Here is a 24,807-nt window from a genome sequence, read left to right on the forward strand (position 1 = left end):
CACTCTACCCAGGTGCGAAAGAGGGTGATGACAGCAGGGTTTCCCTGCTTCTAGTTCATCCCCTCCAAGCCCCAGCCTCCCACTTAGCACGCGCTTAGAAGGAAATCACTGAGCATGCCCAAGCTAGAACAGCGTTTCGATTACGTCAAAATTGGTCTGGCCTCTCCTGATCGCATTCGTCAGTGGGGAGAGCGGACGTTGCCTAATGGCATGTTGGTCGGCGAAGTGACCAAGCCAGAAACCATCAACTACCGCACCCTCAAGCCTGAGATGGACGGGCTTTTCTGTGAGCGCATTTTTGGCCCAGCCAAGGATTGGGAATGCCACTGCGGTAAATACAAGCGAGTTCGTCACCGTGGTATTGTCTGCGAACGGTGCGGGGTAGAGGTGACTGAATCTCGGGTTCGCCGCCATCGCATGGGCTATATCAAGCTGGCAGCGCCCGTTGCCCACGTCTGGTATCTCAAAGGCATTCCCAGCTATATCGCTATTTTGCTGGATATGCCCCTGCGGGATGTTGAGCAGATTGTCTACTTCAATGCCTATGTTGTCCTTGATCCTGGCAATGCTGACAATCTCAGCTATAAGCAGCTGCTGACAGAGGACCAGTGGATTGAAATTGAGGACCAGCTCTATGACGAAGAGTCTCAGCTCTCAGGCGTAGAGGTCGGCATTGGAGCCGAAGCGCTGCAGCGGCTGTTAGAAGATCTAGCCTTGGAATCTGAAGCAGAGCGGCTGCGGGAAGAGATTACTACCGCCAAAGGCCAGAAGCGAGCCAAGCTGATCAAACGTCTGCGGGTGATCGACAACTTCGTCGCCACGGGCTCTAAGCCTGACTGGATGGTGCTGTCTTATATTCCGGTTATTCCGCCCGACCTGCGCCCGATGGTGCAACTTGACGGTGGACGCTTTGCCACCTCTGACCTAAACGACCTGTATCGCCGAGTGATCAACCGGAACAACCGGTTGGCCCGACTCCAGGAAATCTTGGCTCCTGAGATCATCGTTCGCAATGAAAAGCGGATGCTGCAGGAAGCAGTAGACGCCCTAATCGACAATGGTCGTCGGGGTCGAACTGTAGTTGGTGCCAACAATCGGCCTCTGAAGTCCCTATCCGACATCATTGAGGGTAAACAGGGGCGCTTCCGGCAGAACCTGCTGGGTAAGCGAGTAGACTACTCTGGCCGTTCTGTGATTGTCGTGGGTCCTAAGCTGAAGATTCACCAGTGCGGCTTGCCTCGAGAAATGGCAATCGAGCTGTTTCAGCCATTCGTGATTCATCGGCTTATCCGCCAAGGGCTAGTCAACAATATCAAGGCTGCCAAGAAGCTTATTCAGCGCAATGATCCCAGCGTTTGGGATGTGCTGGAAGAGGTGATTGAGAGCCATCCAGTGATGTTGAACCGGGCACCTACCCTCCACCGTCTTGGAATTCAAGCGTTTGAGCCGATTCTAGTAGAAGGCCGCGCGATTCAGCTGCACCCGCTGGTGTGTCCTGCCTTTAACGCCGACTTCGATGGTGACCAGATGGCGGTGCACGTACCCCTGTCCTTAGAAGCCCAGGCTGAGGCTCGACTGCTGATGCTGGCCTCCAACAACATTCTGTCTCCAGCAACTGGGCGACCCATCATCACCCCAAGTCAGGACATGGTCTTGGGCTGTTATTACCTAACGGCTACTAACCCTACTGAACAAAAGGGGTCAGGGCGCTACTTCGCCAGTATGGAAGACGCGATCATGGCCTTTGAACATGGTCTGGTCAGCCTTCATGCCGACGTTTGGCTGCGGTTTGAAGGGGAGGTTGAAACGGACGTCCCCGACACCGAAGTTCTAGAAGAAAACAAAGGTGAAGACGGGTCAATCACCCGCATTTATCGCCAGCGTCGCATACGAGAAGATGCGACAGGCAATGTCATCTCTCAGTACATCAGGACCACACCAGGACGGATTATCTACAACAAGACTATTCAAGAAGCCTTGGCCAGCTAGAGAGTCCATCTGAAATCGCTCAGAAGGGGAAGGCGTTCCCCCACTTCGCTTACGCAGATACATCAAAACGAGGGCAGAGAAACGTAATGGCTGATCAAGGGTCTAACCAGAAGACAGTAATGTTCCGTAACCGGATCATTGACAAGAAGCAGCTAAAGAATTTGATGTCCTGGTCCTTTACCCAATACGGGACAGCGCGGACAGCCCATATGGCCGACGCGCTTAAGGATTTAGGTTTCCGGTATGCGACTCGGGCGGGTGTTTCTATCAGTGTGGAAGACTTGCAGGTTCCTGCTAGTAAGCGCGAACTGCTTGAGGCTGCTGAAGAAAATATCCGCGTTACTGAGGAGCGCTACACTCGGGGCGAAATCACTGAGGTAGAGCGTTTCCAGAAAGTAATTGACACTTGGAATAGCACCAGCGAAGAGCTGAAGGACCAGGTCGTCAAAAACTTTAAGGAGAACAGCCCCCTTAACTCTGTCTACATGATGGCCTTCTCGGGGGCCCGAGGAAATATCTCCCAGGTTCGTCAGCTGGTGGGTATGCGGGGCTTGATGGCTAACCCCCAAGGGGAAATTATCGACCTGCCGATCAAAACCAACTTCCGAGAAGGGCTGACTGTTACTGAGTACGTTATCTCTTCCTATGGAGCTCGTAAGGGCCTGGTAGATACGGCACTACGAACGGCAGACTCTGGCTATCTAACCCGTCGTCTGGTAGACGTGTCTCAGGATGTGATTATCCGAGAGATCGACTGCGGTACGGATCGGGGCATTCCCCTCCGCAGCATGACGGATGGAGAACGGGTTCTGATTCCGCTGGAAGATAAACTCCTGGGCCGGATTGTCGCTGAAGACGTGATTCACCCCAAGACGGGTGAAGTAATGGCTGTGCGCAATCAGGATATTTCTCCTGACCTCGCTAAGGAGATTTATGAGGCTGGGGTAGAGGAGGTGATGACGCGTTCTGCTCTAACCTGTGAAGCTACGCGCTCTGTCTGCCGCCACTGCTATGGCTGGAGTCTGGCTCACTCTGAAATGGTGGACCTAGGTGAAGCCGTTGGTATTATCGCGGCTCAATCCATTGGGGAGCCAGGAACGCAGCTAACCATGCGGACTTTCCACACCGGCGGTACCTTCACTGGGGAAATGGCTCCTCAAATCCGAGCCAAGCGCGGTGGTGTGGTGCGACTGCCCAAGCGGCTTAAGAGCCGGGCATTTCGGACCCGTCACGGAGAAGATGCTCTGGTTATGGAAGCTAATAGCGAGCTGACCATCGAGTACGATGGCAAATCTCGGAAGGAAGCTCTGCCCCAAGGCACGATCCTTTTTGTTAAGGACGGCGAAACTGTTCAAAAGGAGCAGCTGCTGGCGGAACTGCCGAGCTCAGGCCGCGTCCGCAAAATCACAGAGAAGGCCACTAAAGACGTGCCGTCTGACCTGGCTGGAGAGGTGCAGTTTGCTGGTTTGGTACAGGAAGAGAAAAAGGACCGTCAAGGCAACACAACCCGGCTAGCTCAGCGGGGTGGTCTGCTTTGGGTGCTGTCAGGCGAGGTGTATAACCTACCGCCTGGAGCTGAGCCTGTGGTGCGCAACGGCGATCAGATTCAGGCTGACGGCATTTTGGCTGAAACCAAGCTGATGAGCGAGCGGGGCGGAGTAGTGCGCCTGCCCGAGAACTCTGAGGACAAAGGGGTGCGTGAGGTTGAGATCATCACGGCCTCAGTGCTGCTGAACCAGGCTCAAGTTACGGTGGAGAGCGGCCAAGGGCGAGAGCACTACGTGCTTGAGACGACTAACGGCCAGCGGTTCTCCCTGATTGCGACGCCAGGGACTAAAGTGACTAACCACCAGGTTGTAGCTGAACTAGAAGATGATCGCTACCGCACTCAGACGGGTGGCATTATCAAGTTCTCTGGCGTGGAAGTGGCTAAGAAGGGCAAGGCCAAGCAGGGCTATGAGGTTGTGCAGGGTGGCACTATTCTCTGGATTCCCGAGGAGGCTCACGAAGTCAACAAGGACATCTCTCTGCTGATGGTAGAGGATGGCCAGTATGTAGAAGCTGGCACCGAAGTGGTCAAAGACATCTTCTGTCAGAACAGCGGTGTGGTAGAAGTCACGCAGAAGAACGACATTTTGCGGGAGATTGTGGTCAAGCCTGGGGATATCCATATGGTGGATTCCCCCGAGGATGTTATGGATCGCGATGGCACTTTGGTACAGGCGGGTGAAGAAATCATGCCTGGCCTAGTGGCATCGGCTCTGCACTATGTCGAGTATGTTGAAACGCCTGAAGGCCCTGCCCTGCTGCTGCGTCCAGTGGATGAGTTTCCGGTTTCGGATCAGCCGCCGGTGCCTAGCCAGGACTCGGTGAGCGATGCTGGCGGCAGCATTCAGCTGCGAGCGATTCAGCGAGTGCCCTACAAGGATGGCGATCGCGTCAAGTCTGTAGAGGGTATAGAACTACTGCGGACCCAGCTGGTGCTGGAGATTAACGAAGATGCGCCCCATGTAATAGCTGACATCGAACTGGTTCCTGATGACAGTGATCCTGACGTCATGCGGCTGCAGATGGTAATTCTGGAAACGCTGGTGATTCGTCGGGATGTAGTGGCCGACCAGACTCAGGGCAGCACGGTAACGCGGCTGCTGGTGGAAGATGGTCAAACTATTGAGCCGGGATCGGTGGTTGCTCGTACCGAGATCCAGTGTAAGGAAACAGGTGAAATTCGAGGAATTCGGCAAGGGGCAGAAGCCATTCGCCGGGTTCTAGTAGTGCGCGAGGCCGATCGGTTCACCGTTGATCTGCAGGGTAAGACGCCTTCAGTGTCTGTTGGGGGGCTGGTTGTGGCGGGCAGTGAGATTGCTCCGGGCATCCGAATTGATGAATCGGGTGAGGTCACAGCCATTGAAAATGGGCAAATGCAGCTGCGAATTGCTCGTCCTTATCGGGTATCGACGGGTGCAGTACTGCACATTGACGATGGTGACTTGGTGCAGCGGGGGGATAACCTGGTGCTGCTGGTGTTTGAACGGGCAAAGACAGGAGACATCATTCAGGGTCTACCCCGAATTGAAGAACTGTTGGAAGCTCGTAAGCCCAAAGAAGCCTGTGTTCTATCGGAGCGTCCTGGTACTGCGCAGGTGGTGTACGCGGACGACGAGACGGTTGAGGTGAAGATTATTGAGGAGGATGGGGTGGTCACAGATTACCCAATCACTTCAGGTAGTCCGGTGCTGGTTTCTGACGGGCAGCAAGTGCAGGCTGCTGAAGCGCTAACTGATGGCCCTGCCAATCCGCACCAGATTCTGGAGATCTTCTTTAAGTTCTACCTCAGCCAAGGTATGGGCACCCACGATGCGGCAATGGCCAGCCTACAGAAGGTTCAAACCTTCCTGGTGAATGAGGTGCAGTCGGTGTACCAGTCTCAGGGGATTGATATTTCTGACAAGCACATTGAGGTGATCGTCCGTCAGATGACCTCCAAGGCCCGGATCGACGATGGTGGTGACACCACCATGCTGCCTGGTGAGCTGGTAGAAATCTACCAGGTTGAGCAGGTGAACGAGGCTATGTCGATCACAGGCGGTGCTCCGGCTGAATATACTCCCATGCTGCTGGGCATTACTAAGGCTTCTCTAAATACAGACAGCTTTATCTCGGCTGCGAGCTTCCAGGAGACGACGCGCGTCTTGACTGAGGCAGCGATTGAAGGGAAGTCTGACTGGCTGCGGGGCCTTAAGGAGAACGTCATTATCGGTCGTTTGATTCCGGCGGGGACAGGCTTTAACGCCTACGAAGAGACTAGCAGTGCCTCGGAGTACGACGCTGGCTACGATACGGCCATTTTGGATGATGACATGTCTCTGCAGGAAGTCGTGCTAGATGATCGAACCGCTCGGACTTACGAGATGGAAGGAAACTTTGGCATGCTGGCTGACGATGATGTCGTTGGCGGTCGGTTTGACGAAGACGATGCTGTCGATGACGAGGATGACGAGGATTCTCCTAAGGGCCTAGGCGATCCAGGGTTGTTGGATGACGACCTTCTGATTGACGATCATACCCAGGCTCTGTAGCTGCGCTTGAAAGTTGAATAGGCGGGTTGAATAAATAAAAAGCTCCCCTAGGTAACAGCCTAGGGGAGCTTTTTTTGAGTTCGGCTTAAATTAGGCTGCAGCGATCAAGCCGCAGCATCATGGCGTCTAACATACGAGTGTCGCCAAACCCTGCGCCTCGTCCGGTGCCAAAGCCGCCAGTAAGCCAGGAGGTAGCCCAGTTGAGTTTCCAATACCAGAGAGCTGGTAAATGGCCTCGGGGGGCGCTGAGGCTGAAGTTGAGAAAGTCGTAGAACTTGAAAAAGGCGACGGGCTTGACCTGAAATAGAATCCAGCCTACCTGCTGGCTAAACTGAAAGGCTTCGTACTGGGCTTCCTGGATGTAGATGTCGCGCTGCTGGGAAAAGCCGAACTGGCCTTGGCTGGCTTCGATCCAGAGGTAGTCGAGTTCGTGCAGCAGCGGGCAGGGAAGGGTTGCGATCGCATCAATATCCAGCCAGCCCTCCGACAATCGATTGCTCGCCTGCAGCATTAGCCAGAAGGTGATTTGATCGGCGGCCTGCCATTCTTCCTGCTGCAGAAGCATTTTGAGATCGTCTGTTGTCCAGGGTGAAGCAGCTTGGATCATGGTGGCTACGGATTAGGGGAAGAAGCAGACTGCAGAATTTGGCAGGCGTTGATCAGGCGGCTCAGAAAGGTGTCAACGATGATTTCGTCAATAACATAGCCCCCCTCCAAGCTAGAACAGCACCAGCGCCAGGTCGGCAGATGGCCCTCGGGGGCCTCCCGGCTAAACTGCAGCTGGTTGTAGGGCTGGCTGGACTGAATCAAGGGCGTGTTGCCTAGGCTAAAGCCTTCAGACCAGCCCACTGCTCGCAAAAATTCCTGGGGCTGAGCCTGCACCTCCTCAAAGATCTGAGCCTGCACCTTGAAGCCAAAGCGGTTGTCGCTGTAGCGCCGCCATAGCTGGTCAACCGTTAGCAGATCCAGACAGGGCAGCTGCTCTAGAGTTGTGTGATCGACAATACGGACATCTTGTAGAGGTTGATTGGCACTGCCAGTCTGACCCACCAGGTTAAAGGCTTTGAGCAAGGCTCGCTCAGTCTCTCGGTCGGCCTCCTGCCATTTGCCCTGCCAAAGCAGCTCCCGCAGACGGCTGTAGTCGGCTCCCACAGCCGTCTGAATGCTGCCGTAGCGACGGGCGATTTCTGCTTGTTCAATGGCTCTGGCCTCTTCGGCAGGGATATTCCAGATTATGCGGGCTTGCTCCAGTCGGCCCTGGTCGTACTGTAAGGGGTAGAGGGTGGTTTCGATGGCTTTAGCGAACTCGATTCGGTAATGCTCAACGGTCGCCTGCCGATCAGCCGCCGCCTGCTCCTGCAGTTCTGCCTGTAGTCGAGTATTTTCCTGCATCAGGGTGTTTACGGCTTCAGTCTCTTTTTCGCTGCGCTTGACGTCAGCATCGGACTGAATCTTGTACAGCACTTCCTCAAAAATGGCTAGCTCATCTTCGGCAGGCAGCTTGAGGTTGACAGCATATTCTTTAAGGATCTCGCGGCTCTCGTTGGTGGGCGGAAACTGGCGGCCTAGCTCTTCAACTAACACCTCTCGATAGCGCTGTTGTTTGGCTTGACGGGTGCGGTAAGGGCCTAGGGCTTTAGCCAACAATCGTTCGGCTTCGGGCGGGGGAATATCGAGCTGTTGGCGGATCCACTCCAGGTTGGCGATCTCGGCAGGCGAAAATTCGCCATAAGTGCGGGCATAGGTTTCGGCCTTGGCGAGGAAGGTGCGGCGGGGCGGCACCAGCAGTTCGGCAGCCTGGATTGTGGCTGCTAACTCCTCCGAGTCGCGGGTTTTGACCTGGAGAGTCATGGCATCGATATACAGGGTGACTAGGACTTCGACTGGGTGGGCTTCGATGCGATCGCACAGCCCCTCCAGCACCGCCCGCAACTGCTCACCGCTAATGTTAAAGCGGACGCCAAACTGCAGCGTGCCCTCGTTTGTTACCCGCTCTAGAAAACCAACGCGAACCCCCTGCATCTCGCTGGCGTGCTGCAGCTCCTCATGGAGAAACTGCACCTCTTCCGCCCGCTCCTTGGGGTCCAGATCCGTATCCGTAATTTGAACAACAACCTTAACCAGGGTGTTTGTCGTCAACGGTGCTCCCGATACCATAGCCTTGCGTATTAACAGGGGTTGCTTGCCAATGTTATATCAGCCCACAGATGGGATAACACGCCTATTTTCAGTCTTAATGATTGGATCAAGGGCTTTAGGAGAGTAGGGGTTGCCCGAGCCAGACAAATTGGTTCGTCAGTGGCTGCAAAGAAAGCCATTGGGCCTGATTGCAAACCCTAGTGGCTAAGGCTGTATCGTTGCTAGGGCCAAGGGGGTAATTGGGTTTTCGGGTGCGCCCTCAAGGGTCACCAGCCACTGCTGATCAAGCGAGCGAAACGACAGCGCCAGCACAGAGTTGCCATAAATTTGGTGAACGTAGCGGTAGGGCAAAACTGGAATGTTCCCCAATGTCACAGCTTCATAGGCTGGCTGATAAAACACCAGCCAGGGCCGTACTCGCTGGGTTAGCGCTAACAGATTGTTCTCCTGCAGGGGCGCGTAGTTGACATACAGCGTCGCGGCAGGGGCAACCCGGGACACCTGTCGATTGCGCACAGCACACTGGACATACTCAAAGGTAGCTGAGTCATAAAAGGCGACCCGGCTATCTGCAAGCCCCATGGCTCGGTAGTTAGCTGGAATTTCAAAGGTAAATCCGAGTTCCTGGTGCTGGTAAGTTCGGGTCGTAGGTGTAGGTGCGATCGCACCTCTATAAGCACAGGGCTGAGCTGATGCCGGCCTCAGCCATAGAAATGTCAGACTCATTCCTAAAAGACAGCTAGCTCGCCACATCAGTACCTTCGCTCATAACATTAATACCCTTGTATATACTTCTCTTGATTGTTTTAGATGTCTCCATAGTTTAATTGAGGCTCTAATCAAAATTGATAGGGTTATAGCGTCTAAGCCACAGTAAACACTGCAGTGAAGTCAGCCATCAAACTGTATTGGGTATTAGTTCAGTTTGTACTCTAGAACACAAACCGAAACAGTTTTGCTGAGAAGCTTTTTCCATCTAAGTATTGTCATTATTGCCATAGCAAGGAAGCATTTCATGAATAGCGACCAACAGCCCATCACTCCAGAAAAGACTAATTTTCGGCCCACCAGCACGGGGCCAACCTCCCCTTCTTCAACCAATCTTTACCCTGAAAGACCTCAGGCAGAAATGACTAAGCCAGTCTCTTCTCCTTCAACCAATTCTTATCCTGAAAGACCTCAGGCAAAAGTGCATGAAGTTGAGGTCAAACCCGTTGTAAAAGCCACTCCCGTATTGCAGCAGAGCCAGCCCGAAAGTGCCCCTAAAGGTCAATCTAACCCAGCGTTGACAAGGTTACTGGTGGGAGGACTTGTTGGCGCAACCGTAGGAACACTTTTAGGAGCTCTGGCCAACCGCAAAACCTCCCAAGGCTTTAACCACAGTGTGAAAGGGGTAGACCGTGCTCTCAAAACGATTGGGGGCGGCCTCGGTCAGGCAGCTCAAGGCGTAGGAGATGCTGCCAAGAGCGTGAGCGAGGGCGTGACGTACGCTGTGCTGGGGTCAGCTCAAGACGCCGTAGAAGGCATCGCTGAGGGCACCCAGCAGGTAAAAGCAACTACGTCTGAGGCCGTCCATTCCACCGCTGAGCAGATTAACCAGACGGTTAAGGATATTGCTGAAGGCACCAAGCGGATGGAGAGCAACATCACTGTTGCTGCGGCTGAAGCTGTTCAAGCCGGTGCTAATCAGGCAAACATGGCAATTGGCAAGCTGGCTCGGTCGGCTCAGGAGACAACGACCGACGTGGCTGAAACTGCAAAAACAGCCGCAGACTCTGTAGACAACGCTGTTCAAGAAGCAGCTGATGCCGCTAAGACCGCGAGTGCTTCTACCCGGCAAGCCATTGATGAGGCTGCCGATGAGACTATCAAGGCTCAAGCAGAAACGCTAACCACTCCCTATTCTGAAGCGTCAATGTCAGAGGTCACCGGTGACATTGAAGTCATTGGAGAAGTTGACCTGGAGATGAGCGGCATGCCAGACGGAAATGAGATCCAAGACGATCTCTCTGATTCCACACCACCCGGATTTGTCAAAGAAGAAATTTTGAACGTCTCTACCCAGTCCGACCCTTTTCCCGATGTTGAGATTAGTCGCCCAGCGGCCAGTCAAGGAGGGGATAATGGTTACGACTAATCAAGAGTCTGTAGTTGAAGGGAACGGAAACCCAGTTCTCCCACCTGCTAACTCAACCTCTGAAGACAGTAGAGACTCTGGCAATCGGGCTTTGACCAAAGTTGCGATTGGGGCTTTGATAGGAGCCGCTCTTGGTGGCATTGCAGGTGCCCTGTCTAACAGACAGACTGTCGATCGTATTAACAGCTCGATTGGGAGTGTTGGAAATACCGTCAAAAAGACAACTGCTGAAATCGATAAGACGGTTAAAGGGGTTGGCGATGCGGTTCAGAGTGTTGCCGCAGGGGTAAACCACACAAGCAAAGAGATCAGTGAAGCTGTACGGAGAACGGCTGAGGGCATCAGCGGCACTGTAAAAAAGACAGTTCATACTGTGCAAGACACGGCTGATGATGTAAATGACGCTGTTAAAGACACAGTGCATGTGGTCAAAACTGCGGCTGGGGGAATCTCGGTGCCCTCTGAGCAGACTGCTCTCTCAGAGCCCGAAACCCTCTATAAGCTGGTTCCGCTGAGTCCCGACGAACTTGGCGCTTAACGCCTCTAAGATGTCGTCTGAGAAGCGGCGTAGCTTACTTAGATCCCCCTGCCCCCTTAGAATGGGGGGTGAAAAGCCCCCCGCCCTAAGGGGGGATCTTTACCGAGTAAGGGTGCTGAAAAGGACTTCTTAAGCATCTTCCAAGCCACACTGACACACGCAGATCGACCCGATGAACACTATTAGCTGCACAGGGCATTTCTATGAGTATGAGTTGGCTATCACGATTCTTTAGCAGACCCGATATGCAAGATAGTCAGCCGACTCCAGCTCCGTCTACCAGCCAATCGCCGCCGATGACTCAGGTTGTGGTTGAGGAGACGATCATGGCTGTCGCGAAATGGCTGGTTAATCTGGTGAGCCGCACCTTGGAAACGCAAGCGGCGGTAAAGCCAGAGCCGGAACCCCCAAGTCCTGCTCCGGTTACCTCTGGTGAGGGCAGTGCTAATTTTGCTAGCAATGGACAGGCCAGTACTGTAGATCAGCTATTGGCAAAATTTAGCTGTCTGATTGAGCAATCTTGCGATCGCACCCAGTCAATCGCTCTGCTGGAAAACCGGCTTGAGGGTATCGAAGCCGCCCTACGGACCAACCAGGACTGGGAGCAATGTGTGCAGAGCTTAAGTCAAGCCGTCATCAAGCTAGACAGCCGCCTGAGCGAAGTAGAACAAGCGCTAGCGCAAACTGATTTGGCTGCGATCGCAACCACCCTAGCAGCCACTACAGAAAGCGAGCTGCAGCTAAAGCAGTGGGCAAACACTGCAAACGCGCAGATGAATGAGTTGGGCACTCGCCTAACCACCGTCGAAGCCACCGTTGAAACCACCCTCGAAACGGTAGGAACACAAGATAATTCCATCCTAGATAAAGTGTCTGAAACGCTGCAGCACGCAACTGCGCTTGAAGATCGCATCGCCTCCATTGAGAAAACGGTGGCCCGACTAAGCATCGTTCCTAAGTTTGTAGAAAGCAACCATCGCTCCATTGTCTTTTTACAAGATCACGTGCGAAAGCTCAGCCCCCCCCCCGTCACCAACGGACACAGAAACCAGAATTGAGGGCTTCCTAAAGCTAAGGCGTTGCTCTTGTAGAAGAACTAGGCTGATCCGTAAGCTCTCTTTAAATCTCGGCGGCAGGCATTACCAGTTGAGGGGTCCTAGTATCTGGCTAGATACTTCTTTGTCTGGTGGGACAAAATGTACCACGTAAGACTGGCGGGTTCGGCTTGGCTTTTGTACTTCACTGCCGCCATGAAGCAACATGCCGTGCCAGAGAAAAACGTCTCCTTTTCTGCCTAAAAACAACTTTTTTGGGTACCTAGAGGCAATATTTCCTATATAGCCATAATATGCGTTGGTCACTTCGCTGCTTGCCGTTCTAAGACTGGTTTGAGGATAATTGTTGAAGGCCTCGAATAGCTGCCCTCGATGAGATTTTGGATAATACATCAGCGGCCCACTATCAGCTGCAATATCCTCACAAGCAATCCAGGCTCCAACAATATAGTTAGGTGGAAATAGCTGAAATACAGCAGTATCTTGATGAGCTGCTTGTCTGCTGCCGTAAGTAAAATTGATTGAAAAGCGGGGTTCGGCATCACAGCCTAGAATTAGCCTCGATAGACGGGACACTTCAGGATTGTTTGAAACTGCTTTGGCTACCTCTGAATGCAGAAAGAACCCGTGAATGCGCCAGTTCGATCGGTTCCTTGCCTGCAGCCGCTGAGCTACCTCAATTTTGAGCAAATCAGCATGGGTGATAGAAGGCCTGGGGGCTTCATCCTCACTTAAGCGTAGGTCAGAAAATGAAAGACCTTCTATAGGCTCACTAGCAGTCCAGAGGCGGTCTACTTCGCGCAGCATGTCATCAATCAGCTGCTCTGGAATAACACTAGGAACAATACAGTAGCCGTCTAAGCACCATTGGCGTAGCAGGCTATAGTCGCGATCGTTTAAACCTTCTGCACGTCTGCGCTGCTCCAACAGCCTCATGCTTTGAGGCTGGTCAAACCAGGGCAAATCAGCCTGAGTAAAAGCCCACGGGCTATTAGGAAAAATGTTGGGCGAAAAGCTAGGTTTTGCAGGAGAAGATTTCTTTATGAAACGAATGAAACCTTTTAGAAGATTTTTCAGAGGTGAAGGCACTATTGCCTTCAGTTCGTTGTAAATCACCATGCCTGTCATCCCACTAGTTTGCTGCGTACAGTACTGGGCATTCGGTATATTTTGTTATTCCGTAGCAGCCTCGTTGGGCCGATGGTTGATTGAGCTCGTACGACCTATTTTGCCTAGAAGTTCGTAACTTCCAAAAAAAAAGAATTACCTAAAATTGAGTCGCAATTACTTTCGCTCTAAAGGCTATTTAACTGAACAAACTAGATAAAAAGATCAGACCAAAAGAGCTAAACTTATCTATCAAAAGAGAGGTGTGTTGCGCCAAATAAATGGTGTGCTCTATTTAAACTTTCTCTAGGGAAACTCCCCTTTTTGCTTCAGCGGGCTACAACGGATGTTCCCTGGCCGGTGTCATACTAGGGAGACCCCTCTGCTGGCGACGGTTTTTTGGCCCAATGACTGACTTCCTCAATCACCTCAATCCCTCTCAACGTCGTGCTGTTGAGCACTTTTGTGGCCCACTGCTGGTGGTAGCCGGAGCCGGATCTGGTAAGACGCGCGCCCTGACTTACCGCATTGCTAATCTGGTCCTAACCCACCGCATTGATCCAGAGAGCATCCTGGCCGTCACCTTCACTAACAAGGCGGCTAAGGAGATGAAAGAGCGGATTGAGACTCTATTTGCGGATCAAGAAGCGCGGGCTAAGCATGGCAAAGCGCTATCTGCCCTGCCGGAGTATCAGCAGATCAAGCTCAAATCCCATGTCTACAAGAGCCTCACCAAGCAACTTTGGATCGGCACCTTCCATGCGCTCTGCTCACGCATTTTGCGCTTTGATATTGAGAAATACCAAGATCCGGGGGGCTACCGCTGGAGCCGTACCTTTTCCATCTTTGATGAGTCTGATGCCCAGAGCTTGGTGAAAGCCATCGTGGTGCAGGAGTTGAACCTGGATGACAAAAAGTTCAACCCCCGCTCAGTCCGCTACGCCATTAGCAACGCCAAAAACCAGAACCTTACCCCCGACGAGTTTGAAAAAGACCAGCCCAACTACCGGGGCCGAGTAATTGGCGACGTCTACCGTCGCTACCAAAAAGCCCTAGCCGCCAATAACGCCCTCGACTTCGATGACCTGATTTGGATTCCCGTTCAGCTCTTCAAGCAAAATGAGCAGGTGTTGGCCTATTGGCACAAGCGCTTTCGCCACATCCTGGTAGACGAATACCAGGACACCAACCGCACCCAGTACGATCTGATTCGGCTGCTAGCTACTAACGGCGAACCCATTGACCAATTCAATGACTGGAGCCACCGCTCCGTGTTTGTGGTGGGGGATGCCGACCAGTCGATTTATTCCTTCCGGGCGGCTGATTTCACGATTCTGATGAATTTTCAGGATGACTTTGGCGATAGCCTGCCCGACGACGACACCCGCTCTATGGTGAAGCTGGAGGAAAACTACCGCTCCACCTCCAATATTCTTGAAGTGGCTAACCACTTAATTGAAAACAACACTGAGCGCATCGACAAAGTGCTGCGGCCTACTCGGGGCGAGGGCGACGCGATCTTCTGCTACCGGGCCGACGACGAGACGGCAGAAGCAGATTTTGTCGTCAGCCAGATTCGTAACCTGGAGCTCCAAAACCCGGAGTTGAGTTGGCGTGACTTTGCCATTCTCTACCGTACCAATGCCCAGTCCCGTGCCTTTGAAGAATTGCTAATGCGCTACAGCATTCCCTATCAGGTAGTGGGAGGTCTGCGATTCTACGATCGCCGTGAGATTAAAGACGTGCTCGCCTACCTGCGGGGCATCGCCAACCCTGCCGACACCGTCAGCCTCAAGCGAGTGATTAATGTGCCTCGGCGCGGGATCGGTAGGAGCACTCTGGAGAAGTTTGATCAGGCAGCTCAAACCCTGGGCAACGTGCCCCTCTGGGAAATTCTCAGTGATGAAACCTCTGCTAAAACGCTGGCGGGGCGATCTTCTAAGGGAGTGCTGGAGTTTGCTAGCCTGATCCAGAAGTACCGGGAGCGGCTAGACGATGCCAAGGGATCTGAGATTATCCAGGGTGTGCTGGAAGATTCTGGCTACATTACAGCCCTGAAAGTTGAAGGAACCGATGAGGCCTTAGATCGCATCGCCAACGTGCAGGAACTCTACAACGCCGCCCTGCAGTTTGAGGAGGAAAACGAAGACTCGTCGCTCATCGCCTTCCTTGCCAATGCATCCTTGGCCTCTGATTTAGACAATATGAAAGAGGGGCAAGAGAAAGTTTCCCTGATGACGCTGCACTCCTCTAAGGGTTTAGAATTCCCGGTTGTCTTTTTGGTGGGCTTGGAGCAAGGGCTATTTCCCAACTTCCGCTCCCTAGAAGACCCTGCCGCCATCGAAGAAGAGCGCCGCCTTTGCTATGTCGGCATCACCCGCGCCAAGGAACGGCTTTTTATCTCCCATGCTCGCTCTCGGCGGCTCTACGGCAACAACCGAGAAGCGGCGACTCCCTCGCTGTTTTTGGCAGAACTGCCTAGCGAGTACGTCAACACTAATTCGGGCCTACCTCAGCGCATGGCTACCTCCATTCGCGAGGTGCGCCAGAAGAAGGAGAAAGAGGCAGGCCCCGGCAGCGGTGCCCACGAGTTTGATTGGAACGTGGGTGATCAGGTGGTTCACACTGCCTATGGAACGGGTGAAGTGACCCATATTTTTGGCGCAGGCAACAAGATTTGTCTGGCTATTAAGTTCCCTGGCATGGGCCGCAAAATCATTGATCCGAAGATCTCAGCCCTACAGAGAGCACAGTAGAAGAGGCTTGGTACAGGCTATCAGGGCGTTAGGGGTTGATCCAGACCAGGTCTAAGAGCTATGGTTTCGGTTGCTCACAGGCTTAATCAGACGTTTACCTGTGAGAGCCATGACAAAATCTATAGTGTTAGTCTGAGTTTTTAAGTTTGGGTTGCGATCGCATGCCTCCCCTCTCTAGAGCCCTTCTGCTGTTCCCGGCAGTTTCCCTGCTGGCTGCCTGTGGCAATCAGCTCAATACGGCTGAGATCGAGTCGGCCATCAAGGCCGATATCGAACGCCAGGGGCGGCGGCTGACCCTGCAGGAAGTGCGCTGCCCCACCGACATCACTCGCCAAACCAACGGCTACTTTCGCTGTGTAGGCGAGCTTAAGCCTGAGGGAACCTTCACCATTAACGTGGTGCAAACCGACAGCAACGGCACCGTAGAGTGGGACATTCCCAACTCCCGGACAATGCTCAACCTGGTCAAGGTCGAGAACCAGATTCAGGAAGGACTGTCCAAAGCTCTTAGCAGTAGAGCCCCGGTTGACTGCGGCAGCGAAGCCTACCGGGTCAATCAGGCAGGAGAACGATTTGAGTGCCAGATCGTGGGGGGCATTACCGCCGGAAGCGACCAGATCGATAAAGTGCTGGTCAGAATTGATGCCGATGGGAACCTTAACTGGCAGGAGGTGCGTCAACCCACGCAGCCTGCTGCGGTTGCCTTATCTCAGCCCGCCCCTGCTCCAGCCCAGCCTACTGCAGCGGCTCCTACGGAGCCTGCCTCTTCTGAGCAGACGTCTGTTAAGACAACAACAGTGTCTAGCCCTACCGGGCGAGTCGTCGAGCGCCCCTACGTTCGTGGTGATGCTGACTAACCTCTACAAGATGAGCTTGAACCCTGCAAAGTTCCCCAATTTAAGCTGCCAAGCGGGTCTTTAAGCCCTTTTTAATCTGTTCCTGTTGTTGTCTTAATGACCCAGAGGGAGACTTCCGATACGCTAACGTTGAGAAATCCTGCGTAAAGTCGACCGTTTATTGCCCCTGGTTGTTGCCCAAGTTGTTGCCTAAGTTCAGCGTGGCCCAGTTTTATGTCAACTGTATTTAGTTTGCTAGCGGCAGGAGGACCGGTTATGGTTCCTATCCTTGGCTGCTCTGTTTTGACCTTTGCGACTGCCTTTGAACGCGCTCTGTTTTGGACTAGCCTGCTGCGGCGAGAGGAGCGAATTGTCAACGACGTGCTAGATGCGGCTCGACGGGATTTAAACGAGGCCGCTGCGATCGCAGCCGAATCCAAAGATCTGCCCATTGGCCGCTTTCTGCTCGCCCCCCTGCGGCTCAAAAACCCCTCCCCCGAAACCTTTCGGCTGGCGATGGAAGCTGCTGGCGACAAAGAATTTGTCAGGATGCGCAAAGGCGATAAGCTGCTAGAAACCATTGTGGCCGTCTCGCCGCTGTTGGGCCTGTTAGGGACAGTAACCGGCCTGATTGGCACTTTCAGCAACCTCAATATTGGCGGCGGTGGCACCGGAGAAGAAACCTCTAGAGCCGCTGCCGGTATCGGTGAAGCGCTAATCACAACCGCCGCAGGCATGGTTGTTGCGATTGTGGCCCTGCTAGCTTTCCGGCTGCTGGTCACCCTGCAGGCTCAGCAAATGGACTATTTTTCCGAAGCAGGCAACGAGCTAGACCTGATCTACCGGCAGTACTGGTATGAGCCAGCGATCACGTCTACCGATCGGCACCAGCCAGACAATCGCGGCCCCTCTGGCGAAATTGCTCTAGAGCGCTACTGAGACCACCATGCGGTTTAAGCGCCAGCAAAGTTCTAAATTGCCCCAGGCCGATCTTATTCCTATGCTCAACGTGATGCTGGGGGTGCTGGCCTTTTTCGTCATGATTACCATGACGCTGTCGGGGGAGCAGACTATTGAGGTCAAGCTGCCGCCGCCTCAACAAACCGACGTACCGCCAGCCCTGCCTACAGATCCCTTTATTGTGGAAATGATAGGAGCTGGGCAGGTTGAGCTAAACGGCCAACCCTCAGACATTGATACAGTCAAGGGGCAGATGGACGCCTACCTGAGCCGCAATTCAGAGAATATTGTCTACATTCTCCCCAACCGGGAATTGCCCTACGAAGAGGTGATGCAGCTGCTTGGTGAGATGCGAGAAATCGGCGGCGATCGCGTCTCCCTGGCAATTGAAGAACCCCAATAGAACTCCGGTAGGGTGCGTCATCACAGAGCGCGACACACCGACTTCAGGTCACTTCAATGGCCACCAGGACACCTTATCGCGGGTCGCGCCATAGACCTCCTTTAGGCCCTCTGGGTCTACCACACAGACCACATCTCCCTGGTTGTCAGACCCTTTAATGGCCTTCAAAAGACCAACCTGGGTCATGCCCTTAAGCACCTGCTCTACGGTGCGGTGGTTAAGCTGGCAGGCGCGAGCAATAAGGTCAATAGGTAGATCGAACAGGAAACTGCCATTAGCCTGAGGCTGACTGCCCAAATTTCGCTCCTGGTAAATCAGGGCCCGCAGCAAGCTAGCAACGGCCTGAGGCGGATAGGCGCTGCAGTTGAGCAGATGATACTGAAACTTCTCTCGCAGTTCAAAGAGCAGGTTGTACCGCTCTCGAAAGTCTTCACTCTCTGCGTGGAGCGCTTTGACTGCTTCTACGGGAATTTTGACGACATCGGTGGTTTTATACGCTTCGACTAGGCTGGGAAATGTGCGGCACACCCCGCCAAAGTCAAAGTCCAGGTTTCGCATACCAAAGCACGACCCGGGATAGGTCATGGCAACGATGCGGTCAAGGGGCGTGCTGCGGATGATGACTGGGCCGCCCCCAAGCTGCACATAGAGATAGTCGAGCGACTGGCCAGGGCGAAATGCCGTGTAGATGGGGCGACCAGAGAACAACTTTTCGCGCACGAGCTGGTCGTCAATTAGGTAGGCCGCGAGCCAACTCTTGTCCAGACCTTTGAAGAGAAAGTTGTGCTGGATCAGGTCTTGCAGCAGGTCTGGCGATGGGTCAAGTTTGGCTTGCCTAGCCACAATTCGTCTCCTTGAGTTTGGGCTACTTCATTCTGACATGGCCTGTCCGGCTTGATTCTAAATCCTGTGGCCTGAATTCTCGGCTGATTTCTGATTGAGCCACAGATTTTTTAAAGGTACCTAGCTTAGAGTGTCGCATTGCAACGTATGATGCACCCTTCAAAACCTAAAAATTCAGTAGTTTGGTAGGTTGGGTTTCGCTGAAGCTCAACCTAACGTTTGCTGTGAAGAGTGAACGGAACCCAAAGTGGCTCCAAGCTGTTAGACGGCAATAAGCACACAGAAGCTTTAACTTTCTATAGGAATTTGTAGAGCAGCTCAAGGAATGCTCTAGGTAATGATTGCACTCTTTGACTATGAGCTCTAAAGTCACCAAATTGGCTGATACAGTACGACTAGCAGTTCGCACTTACAATAGCGGCAAGCGAGAAACTGCGATTAAGCTAATTGGACTGGTTGCCTCGCAACTGGTCACAGCTGAAGAACGTAAGGCATTGAATAGGCTGGTTGAGGTTGACGTGCGTACTTCTCAAATCTGGCCCCACTATCAATCTATTCTCTTTGGAGGAGGGTCGTCGGGGGCAATAAAGGGGACTTACCCTGCGCTCCGCTGAAGCGCTTTTTCAGAATTTTGATTCTAGCTGCCGAGCTTGGCTGTAGGTTTGAAGGTTTAGCTCTCCTGAAACAAGCTGATTTAATCTGTACAAGAAGATTGGGCATCTTGGGAAGAAAGGCTTGGAGAAGGGGATGGATCAGGCAACTTGGCTGACTAAGGCGCGGCAGGGGGATGCGGATGCGATCGCAACTCTCATCACCCGAGGTCTGCACAATAAAGGCATTACAGCGCGAGCGGTGCGCCATAGCTATCGGCTCACTCTGTGGCTAGAGGCCGGCTCTCTGCCTGATCAAAAAGCTGCTGTAGCCTACATTCAGCGGGGGATGCAGCGGCTCCAGGTATCGAGCCTGGGGACGGTGTTAATTTATGGCCAGGAGACCGGCGCAGCCGCTCCCAGCTGGTCTGAAGAAATTTCGCTGCTTGGCACGCAGAGGGACTCTGCCCGCCAAGGCCAAACGGCGACCATGAATGGCTCCGCTGCCCCCCAGCCCTCGGCTGTGCCCGAGCGGCCAGAAGCGCTGGCTGCCTCACCGCTGCCTCGCCGGTCTCGCCCAATCGTGAGCACTCAGCCTGTGGCAGCACAGCAGCCTTTGGTGATCAAGGCGTCGGACTTTGAGCCGATGAAAACAGCCATTATTCTGTTTGTTGCTGTCTACGGATTTTTAGGGGCGCGCAACCCTGGTTTAGACGGCCCTTTTATCTGGCTGCACTATCCAGATCTGGCGATTCACGAAACAGGGCATCTGCTGTTTCTGCCCTTTGGCCGGTTTCTGATGATCTTGGGCGGTTCCCTGACGCAAATTTTGTTTCCAGCAGCCTTTACGGTCTACTTTTTTGGGAGTCAGCAGTTTTTCTCCAGCGCCCTGACCCTGTTTTGGACGGGGCAAAACTTTATGGATGTGGGGGTCTACATGGCCGATGCGCCCTACCGGATGTTGCCATTGACCGTAGATGATCCCAATGCTCACGACTGGTACAACCTCTTCACCATGATGGGCTGTATGGATCAAGCTGGCCTGATCGCGGGGCTGACCCACTGGATAGGGGTGTTGCTCTATGCGGTGTCAGTCGTTTTGGGGCTGTACTTTATCCGCAAAGAAACGCTGCATCTGAGGCAGCACCTAGAGCAGATTGGTCAGCTCAGGTAATCCTCTTTCTCAATACGGTTGACGCACGGGCACAGCTATTCTATGCTCTGTCATTAAGCTGTCGCCACGGCAGCACAGACACAGGACTCGAAAACTCTGGCGCTGCCCGAAGGTGTACCACCACCAACGGACAGCTAAACCCCCAAAACTGATAACGGCAGTCTGGAGATCTAGGGTGATGATAAACCCTGATTATCCACATCTGCACTATGCGGTGGGACGATCAGGGTTTTTGAGTTCTGGTTTCCTCAACCTGCTTGCTTGTTGGGCGAGCGAGGCGAAGTGATTTTGGGAGGCGTTGCTCTCTGAAGACTGCTTCAGTTTCCTCGCAATGACAGGCGGTAGGGGCCTTGTTTACCTGCAAGTTCACCTACAAAAGGAACCCAGACACTCATGTTTCAATCTCCCGAATCGGGCGCACAGCCGCCCACAGTTTCGCTTGACCTTTCGCCCCGCAGCGAGAAAGTTCGTATAGCGGTCTACGGTAGCTTGCTGGGATGCGACAGAATCATCAAAACTCTGCACATCCTCCACTTTGCCGAACCCAACGACTGGACTGATCCGCTGCCCACAGGCCGCTCTAATGAGTGGGTGCGAATGGTGACAAAGCATCTGCTGATTGAATAGGGCAAAATGCCGGTGCGTCACGCGCTGCGGTGGCGCACCCTACAATAATTTAGGCTTACCTCTTCTTCTCCCTGGCTCTACAGCCTGAACCCATGAGTTCTACCCTGCCATCGCTCGACACCCCCTCACCGATGTCCCTTACGCCAGAGCGGCTTTGGCGCATTTTCAATAGCCTGCTGCTGCTAGTAGGCGCGCTGGTAGTGCTGTGGCCTCTGGGAGTGGTCTTGTTCACATCGCTGCAGCCAGCAGGGACGGCAATGGGCACCGAGGTGTCTGGGCTAACGCTACAGAACTACCGAGAGGCGTGGCTGCAGGGCAACTTTCCTTTGGCCTTTGCTAACTCTTCGCTGGTGGCGCTATCGGTGACGGCGCTGCAGATTGTCACCTCTGCTTTAGCGGGCTATGCTCTGGCTCGGCTGAAGTTTCGCGGACGGCAGACTGTACTGCTAATCGTGCTAGCGACCCTGATTATTCCCTTTCAGCTGCTGGTCATTCCGATTTTTATGGTGCTGAAGTGGGGCCACCTGATAAATACTTATGGGGCGCTGATTTTGCCGACTGCTGCTAACGGTTACGGCATTTTTCTAATGCGGCAGTATTTTTTGACCATTCCAGTAGAGCTAGAAGAAGCGGCGGCGCTAGATGGGGCCTCTCGCTGGCAGATCCTCTGGGAAGTGATGCTGCCCCTGGCCCGTCCAGCCCTGGTGACGCTCTTTTTGTTCACCTTCATCGGCGAGTGGAATGACCTGTTTAAGCCGCTGATTTTCACTACCCGACCAGAGCTGCAGACCGTTCAACTGGCCCTGGCTTCGTTTCAAGAGCAGTTCACCAGCAATTGGCCGCTGCTGATGGCAGCTGTGGTAATTGCTACTGTGCCGGTCGTTCTGCTATTCCTCATTGGCCAGCGCCAGTTTATCCGAGGCATCGCCGCTACTGGCGTTAAATCGTAGAGAGGCGATTAACTACGTCTTACACCCCTGACAGAAAGTCCCCAACCCCTGCCACCCCATGAAAATCTTGTGCATCAGCAACGGCCACGGTGAAGATGGCATTGCCGTGCGGATTCTCAAAACCCTGCAAGGGCTATCGGGGGCACCCGACATCGCGGCTATGCCAATTGTCGGCGCAGGCGAGGCGTTTCAACGGGCAGGCATTGCCACCCTTGGGCCAACTCAGGCGATGCCGTCGGGGGGCTTTATCTATATGGATGGTCGCCAACTCGCCAAAGACGTACAAAGCGGCCTAGTGCAGCTCACCTTGGCCCAGATCCAAACGGTGAAGGACTGGGCCAAAAAGGGAGGCGTAATCTTTGCCGTGGGCGACATCGTGCCGCTGGCTCTGGCCTGTCTCAGTGGGGCACCTTACGCCTTTTTGGGGACGGCCAAATCCGAATACTGGCTGCGAGATGAGGCGGGACCATTGCCTGATCGCCCCTGGTTTGAGGGCTGGGCGGGGCCAGTGTATTTGCCCTGGGAGCGCTGGCTGATGAGCCGCCACCGCTGCCGAGCCGTATTTGTGCGCGATGGGCTGACGGCAGACTGGCTCCAGCGGTTTGGCATTCCAGCCCACTATGCAGGCAACCCCATGATGGACAACCTGCACCCCAACGCCGAAAAACGCGCCCAGCTAATTGCTGGCCTGCCCCAGGCTGAGCGGATCCTAGTGCTGCTCCCAGGCTCCCGCTCCCCCGAAGCAGAGCGCAACTGGCAGCAAATATTGCAGGCAGTCGAGAGCGTAGCTGCCGTTTATGCTGACGAGCCCCTAATTTTCCTGGCTGCGATCGCACCCACCCTCGACCTCACCCCCTACTCCCAAGCCCTGCTCCTAGCAGGCTGGCAGAGTCAAGAATCTGCTTATCCGACCTACCAGAAGACGAACGCTATCTTGCGGATTTCTCAAGATGCCTACGCGGAGTGTTTGGATCTGGCAATGGGTGCGATCGCAACCGCCGGTACCGCCACCGAGCAATTAGTCGGGCTGGGCAAACCTGCCTTTACCTTTGCTGGAGAAGGGCCGCAGTTTACCCGCACCTTCGCTGAAGTGCAGGCCCGCCTCCTGGGTGAATCGATCCAGCTGCTGCCTGATCCAGACGCCGTGGGCTCAGCTGCAAAGGCACTCTTTACCGACCCTCAGCGACTAGAGCAGCTGCGGCAAAATGGGCAGCACCGCATGGGGCAGGCAGGTGGGGGAGATGCGATCGCCGCTCGTTTGCTGCAGATCAAGTGGAGTGATGATGGGGGAGACGCATCTCCTCTACCTACTGCCCCTTAAAAGGTTCATTCCGACTCGGATCTCCCAACTGGTAGGGGCTCTGAGTCAGTCTCACCTTTGGCTGAAACATCGAAGGAGCATCGGCTACGCCCCAGTGGGTTTGGATTTCGTTCAGCAGCTCGTCTTGATGGCGTCTTAACCCATCTAGATCCCAGCCCCAATTGATGATGGTGAACCACACCGGCCCCCGTTCTTCAGTTGGGATGAAGCCAGCCAGGGCGCTCACCTCAGCCAGAGTACCTGTTTTTAAGCCTGATTTGAGCGGCAGGCGGCGGGCCACTAGAGTGCCCACATCTTCTCCGGCAATGGGCAAAACATCAGCCACTGAAAACCCTTGAGGCCGCAGCTTTTCGTGAATCGCCACCAGCATTGCGGTCACGGCGCGGGGAGAAATTTGGTTTTCAGCACCCAACCCGGAGCCGTTGACCAGACGAATTTCGCCTGGAGCTAGATTAGCGGCCTGGGTCGCCTTAGCGACCACAGTGCTGGCCCCGCCCGCCATCTCGGCCACCATCTCCGACATGACGTTGTTGCTGTAGATATTCATCGCTTTGAGAACGGCAATCAGCGGCAGAGACTGGTGGCGCAGCACCCAGGAAGATACCTGATTGACGCCCTCGGGCGGCACCACCTGCACCGTCCCATTGACTTGAATGCTGGGTTGAGCCGTACCGCTAGGGAGAGCTCTATACTGCTCCCAGGCAGTAGGCGGCCAGGCTTCGGCATCCCACGCCTGAATTAGCAGTTGCCCAGACTCAAAGGGGTTGGTATTGAAATTCATCACAAAGTCACCGGCAATGATCAGATCACCGGTAACCTGCCGAATTCCCAGCTGCTGCAGGGCATTGCCCAGCACAATGGCCTCTTCCCAGACAAACAGAGGGTCGTTGCCGCCTTTAACTATCAGGTCGCCATTAAGCACACCGTTCTCAATGGTGCCGGTGATACCGATCAGCGTTTCAAACTGATGATTGGGGTCCCAAGTTTCTAGCGCGCTTAGGGTCGTGGCAATTTTGGTGAGCGAGGCGGCAGGGAGGGGAGTATTGCCCTGATGCTGGGCGATGACAGCGCTGCCAGTTTGAATCCAAACCCCCTGCCCAGGCACGGACCAGCCTTCTCCAGCAAGTTGCTGGATATACTGCTGCACCAGTCCTTCTACGACCGGATCGGGGGCCACAAAGGCTTTTACCCAGGCCGAATCCCAGTTGGGAACTAGCTGCACTTGGCTCAGTTTGCTGGGTTCAAAGGAGTGATTCCCTAGACCTAGCAACACAGTCAAAAATCCTAATGGGGCAAGCAAAGA

General features: G+C 54.0%; 19 protein-coding genes. 13 read left to right on the forward strand and 6 right to left on the reverse strand.

The window, feature by feature from the left end; all coding sequences use genetic code 11:
• Positions 1–114 precede the first annotated feature (114 nt).
• Positions 115–1,989, forward strand: a complete 1,875-nt coding sequence (locus H6G13_RS29230) for a DNA-directed RNA polymerase subunit gamma (protein ID WP_190486041.1) — start codon at positions 115–117, stop codon at positions 1,987–1,989.
• An 86-nt stretch (positions 1,990–2,075) separates the two neighbouring features.
• A complete protein-coding gene (locus H6G13_RS19850) occupies positions 2,076–6,068 on the forward strand; it encodes a DNA-directed RNA polymerase subunit beta' (RefSeq protein WP_190486043.1) in 3,993 nt (1,330 codons plus the stop codon).
• 85 nt (positions 6,069–6,153) lie between these two features.
• Here the strand turns inward: H6G13_RS19850 and H6G13_RS19855 are convergent, their stop codons facing one another.
• From H6G13_RS19855 to H6G13_RS19865, 3 genes are all read right to left on the reverse strand, one after another.
• Entirely contained in the window at positions 6,154–6,675 is a 522-nt protein-coding gene (locus tag H6G13_RS19855) for a GUN4 domain-containing protein (RefSeq protein WP_190486045.1), read from the reverse strand.
• 5 nt (positions 6,676–6,680) lie between these two features.
• Complete coding sequence (locus tag H6G13_RS19860) at positions 6,681–8,207, reverse strand: GUN4 domain-containing protein (protein WP_190486046.1); 1,527 nt, start codon at positions 8,205–8,207, stop codon at positions 6,681–6,683.
• Between the two features lie 204 nt (positions 8,208–8,411).
• Positions 8,412–8,933: a hypothetical protein gene (locus H6G13_RS19865; RefSeq protein WP_190486048.1), complete on the reverse strand. Its 522-nt coding sequence runs from the start codon at positions 8,931–8,933 to the stop codon at positions 8,412–8,414.
• 289 nt (positions 8,934–9,222) lie between these two features.
• Between H6G13_RS19865 and H6G13_RS19870 the strand changes: the two genes are divergently transcribed.
• From H6G13_RS19870 to H6G13_RS19880, 3 genes are all read left to right on the forward strand, one after another.
• Entirely contained in the window at positions 9,223–10,344 is a 1,122-nt protein-coding gene (locus tag H6G13_RS19870) for a hypothetical protein (RefSeq protein WP_190486050.1), read from the forward strand.
• On the forward strand, positions 10,331–10,882 hold the full coding sequence (locus tag H6G13_RS19875) for a hypothetical protein (protein WP_190486052.1): 552 nt from the start codon (positions 10,331–10,333) through the stop codon (positions 10,880–10,882). Before H6G13_RS19870 ends, H6G13_RS19875 begins: the two co-directional genes overlap by 14 nt.
• 245 nt (positions 10,883–11,127) lie before the next feature.
• Entirely contained in the window at positions 11,128–11,940 is an 813-nt protein-coding gene (locus H6G13_RS19880; protein ID WP_190486053.1) for a hypothetical protein, read from the forward strand.
• 81 nt (positions 11,941–12,021) lie between these two features.
• Here the strand turns inward: H6G13_RS19880 and H6G13_RS19885 are convergent, their stop codons facing one another.
• Positions 12,022–13,056: a phytanoyl-CoA dioxygenase family protein gene (locus H6G13_RS19885; RefSeq protein WP_190486055.1), complete on the reverse strand. Its 1,035-nt coding sequence runs from the start codon at positions 13,054–13,056 to the stop codon at positions 12,022–12,024.
• A gap of 395 nt (positions 13,057–13,451) precedes the next feature.
• Between H6G13_RS19885 and pcrA the strand changes: the two genes are divergently transcribed.
• The 4 genes from pcrA to H6G13_RS19905 all read left to right on the forward strand — a co-directional run bounded on the left by pcrA (position 13,452) and on the right by H6G13_RS19905 (position 17,999).
• Positions 13,452–15,800, forward strand: coding sequence for a DNA helicase PcrA (gene pcrA, locus H6G13_RS19890; RefSeq protein WP_190486057.1), 2,349 nt, complete (start codon positions 13,452–13,454; stop codon positions 15,798–15,800).
• A gap of 161 nt (positions 15,801–15,961) precedes the next feature.
• Positions 15,962–16,657 carry a hypothetical protein gene (locus tag H6G13_RS19895; RefSeq protein WP_190486059.1) on the forward strand — a complete coding sequence of 232 codons (696 nt, stop codon included), beginning with the start codon at positions 15,962–15,964 and terminating at the stop codon, positions 16,655–16,657.
• A 213-nt stretch (positions 16,658–16,870) separates the two neighbouring features.
• Positions 16,871–17,575: a MotA/TolQ/ExbB proton channel family protein gene (locus H6G13_RS19900; RefSeq protein WP_190486061.1), complete on the forward strand. Its 705-nt coding sequence runs from the start codon at positions 16,871–16,873 to the stop codon at positions 17,573–17,575.
• 7 nt (positions 17,576–17,582) lie between these two features.
• Entirely contained in the window at positions 17,583–17,999 is a 417-nt protein-coding gene (locus H6G13_RS19905) for a biopolymer transporter ExbD (protein WP_190486062.1), read from the forward strand.
• A 48-nt stretch (positions 18,000–18,047) separates the two neighbouring features.
• On the opposite strand, the gene H6G13_RS19910 is transcribed toward H6G13_RS19905, so the two are convergent.
• Positions 18,048–18,842, reverse strand: a complete 795-nt coding sequence (locus tag H6G13_RS19910) for a Crp/Fnr family transcriptional regulator (protein ID WP_190486064.1) — start codon at positions 18,840–18,842, stop codon at positions 18,048–18,050.
• Between the two features lie 747 nt (positions 18,843–19,589).
• Between H6G13_RS19910 and H6G13_RS19915 the strand changes: the two genes are divergently transcribed.
• The 4 genes from H6G13_RS19915 to H6G13_RS19930 all read left to right on the forward strand — a co-directional run bounded on the left by H6G13_RS19915 (position 19,590) and on the right by H6G13_RS19930 (position 23,504).
• Positions 19,590–20,606, forward strand: a complete 1,017-nt coding sequence (locus H6G13_RS19915; RefSeq protein WP_190486066.1) for a hypothetical protein — start codon at positions 19,590–19,592, stop codon at positions 20,604–20,606.
• 393 nt (positions 20,607–20,999) lie between these two features.
• Positions 21,000–21,233, forward strand: a complete 234-nt coding sequence (locus H6G13_RS19920) for a hypothetical protein (protein WP_190486142.1) — start codon at positions 21,000–21,002, stop codon at positions 21,231–21,233.
• A 131-nt stretch (positions 21,234–21,364) separates the two neighbouring features.
• Positions 21,365–22,183, forward strand: coding sequence for a carbohydrate ABC transporter permease (locus H6G13_RS19925; RefSeq protein WP_190486132.1), 819 nt, complete (start codon positions 21,365–21,367; stop codon positions 22,181–22,183).
• 58 nt (positions 22,184–22,241) lie between these two features.
• A complete protein-coding gene (locus tag H6G13_RS19930; protein WP_190486068.1) occupies positions 22,242–23,504 on the forward strand; it encodes a lipid-A-disaccharide synthase-related protein in 1,263 nt (420 codons plus the stop codon).
• On the opposite strand, the gene H6G13_RS19935 is transcribed toward H6G13_RS19930, so the two are convergent.
• Complete coding sequence (locus H6G13_RS19935) at positions 23,491–24,777, reverse strand: D-alanyl-D-alanine carboxypeptidase (RefSeq protein ID WP_347277509.1); 1,287 nt, start codon at positions 24,775–24,777, stop codon at positions 23,491–23,493. The genes H6G13_RS19930 and H6G13_RS19935 overlap by 14 nt on opposite strands.
• Between the last annotated feature and the right edge of the window lie 30 nt (positions 24,778–24,807).

The organism is Pseudanabaena sp. FACHB-2040, from assembly GCF_014696715.1.
In the GTDB taxonomy this organism is placed as follows: Bacteria; Cyanobacteriota; Cyanobacteriia; order Phormidesmidales; family Phormidesmidaceae; genus JACVSF01.

Coding starts and splice junctions, on each gene's coding strand:
- H6G13_RS19865 (WP_190486048.1), bottom strand. CDS start 8,933: ATGAGTCTGACATTTCTATGGCTGAGGCCGGCATCAGCTCAGCCCTGT.
- H6G13_RS19875 (WP_190486052.1), top strand. CDS start 10,331: ATGGTTACGACTAATCAAGAGTCTGTAGTTGAAGGGAACGGAAACCCA.
- H6G13_RS19925 (WP_190486132.1), top strand. CDS start 21,365: ATGTCCCTTACGCCAGAGCGGCTTTGGCGCATTTTCAATAGCCTGCTG.
- H6G13_RS19905 (WP_190486062.1), top strand. CDS start 17,583: ATGCGGTTTAAGCGCCAGCAAAGTTCTAAATTGCCCCAGGCCGATCTT.
- H6G13_RS19915 (WP_190486066.1), top strand. CDS start 19,590: ATGGATCAGGCAACTTGGCTGACTAAGGCGCGGCAGGGGGATGCGGAT.
- H6G13_RS19850 (WP_190486043.1), top strand. CDS start 2,076: ATGGCTGATCAAGGGTCTAACCAGAAGACAGTAATGTTCCGTAACCGG.
- H6G13_RS19870 (WP_190486050.1), top strand. CDS start 9,223: ATGAATAGCGACCAACAGCCCATCACTCCAGAAAAGACTAATTTTCGG.
- H6G13_RS19895 (WP_190486059.1), top strand. CDS start 15,962: ATGCCTCCCCTCTCTAGAGCCCTTCTGCTGTTCCCGGCAGTTTCCCTG.
- H6G13_RS19920 (WP_190486142.1), top strand. CDS start 21,000: ATGTTTCAATCTCCCGAATCGGGCGCACAGCCGCCCACAGTTTCGCTT.
- H6G13_RS29230 (WP_190486041.1), top strand. CDS start 115: ATGCCCAAGCTAGAACAGCGTTTCGATTACGTCAAAATTGGTCTGGCC.
- H6G13_RS19880 (WP_190486053.1), top strand. CDS start 11,128: ATGCAAGATAGTCAGCCGACTCCAGCTCCGTCTACCAGCCAATCGCCG.
- H6G13_RS19930 (WP_190486068.1), top strand. CDS start 22,242: ATGAAAATCTTGTGCATCAGCAACGGCCACGGTGAAGATGGCATTGCC.
- H6G13_RS19900 (WP_190486061.1), top strand. CDS start 16,871: ATGTCAACTGTATTTAGTTTGCTAGCGGCAGGAGGACCGGTTATGGTT.
- H6G13_RS19855 (WP_190486045.1), bottom strand. CDS start 6,675: ATGATCCAAGCTGCTTCACCCTGGACAACAGACGATCTCAAAATGCTT.
- H6G13_RS19885 (WP_190486055.1), bottom strand. CDS start 13,056: ATGGTGATTTACAACGAACTGAAGGCAATAGTGCCTTCACCTCTGAAA.
- pcrA (WP_190486057.1), top strand. CDS start 13,452: ATGACTGACTTCCTCAATCACCTCAATCCCTCTCAACGTCGTGCTGTT.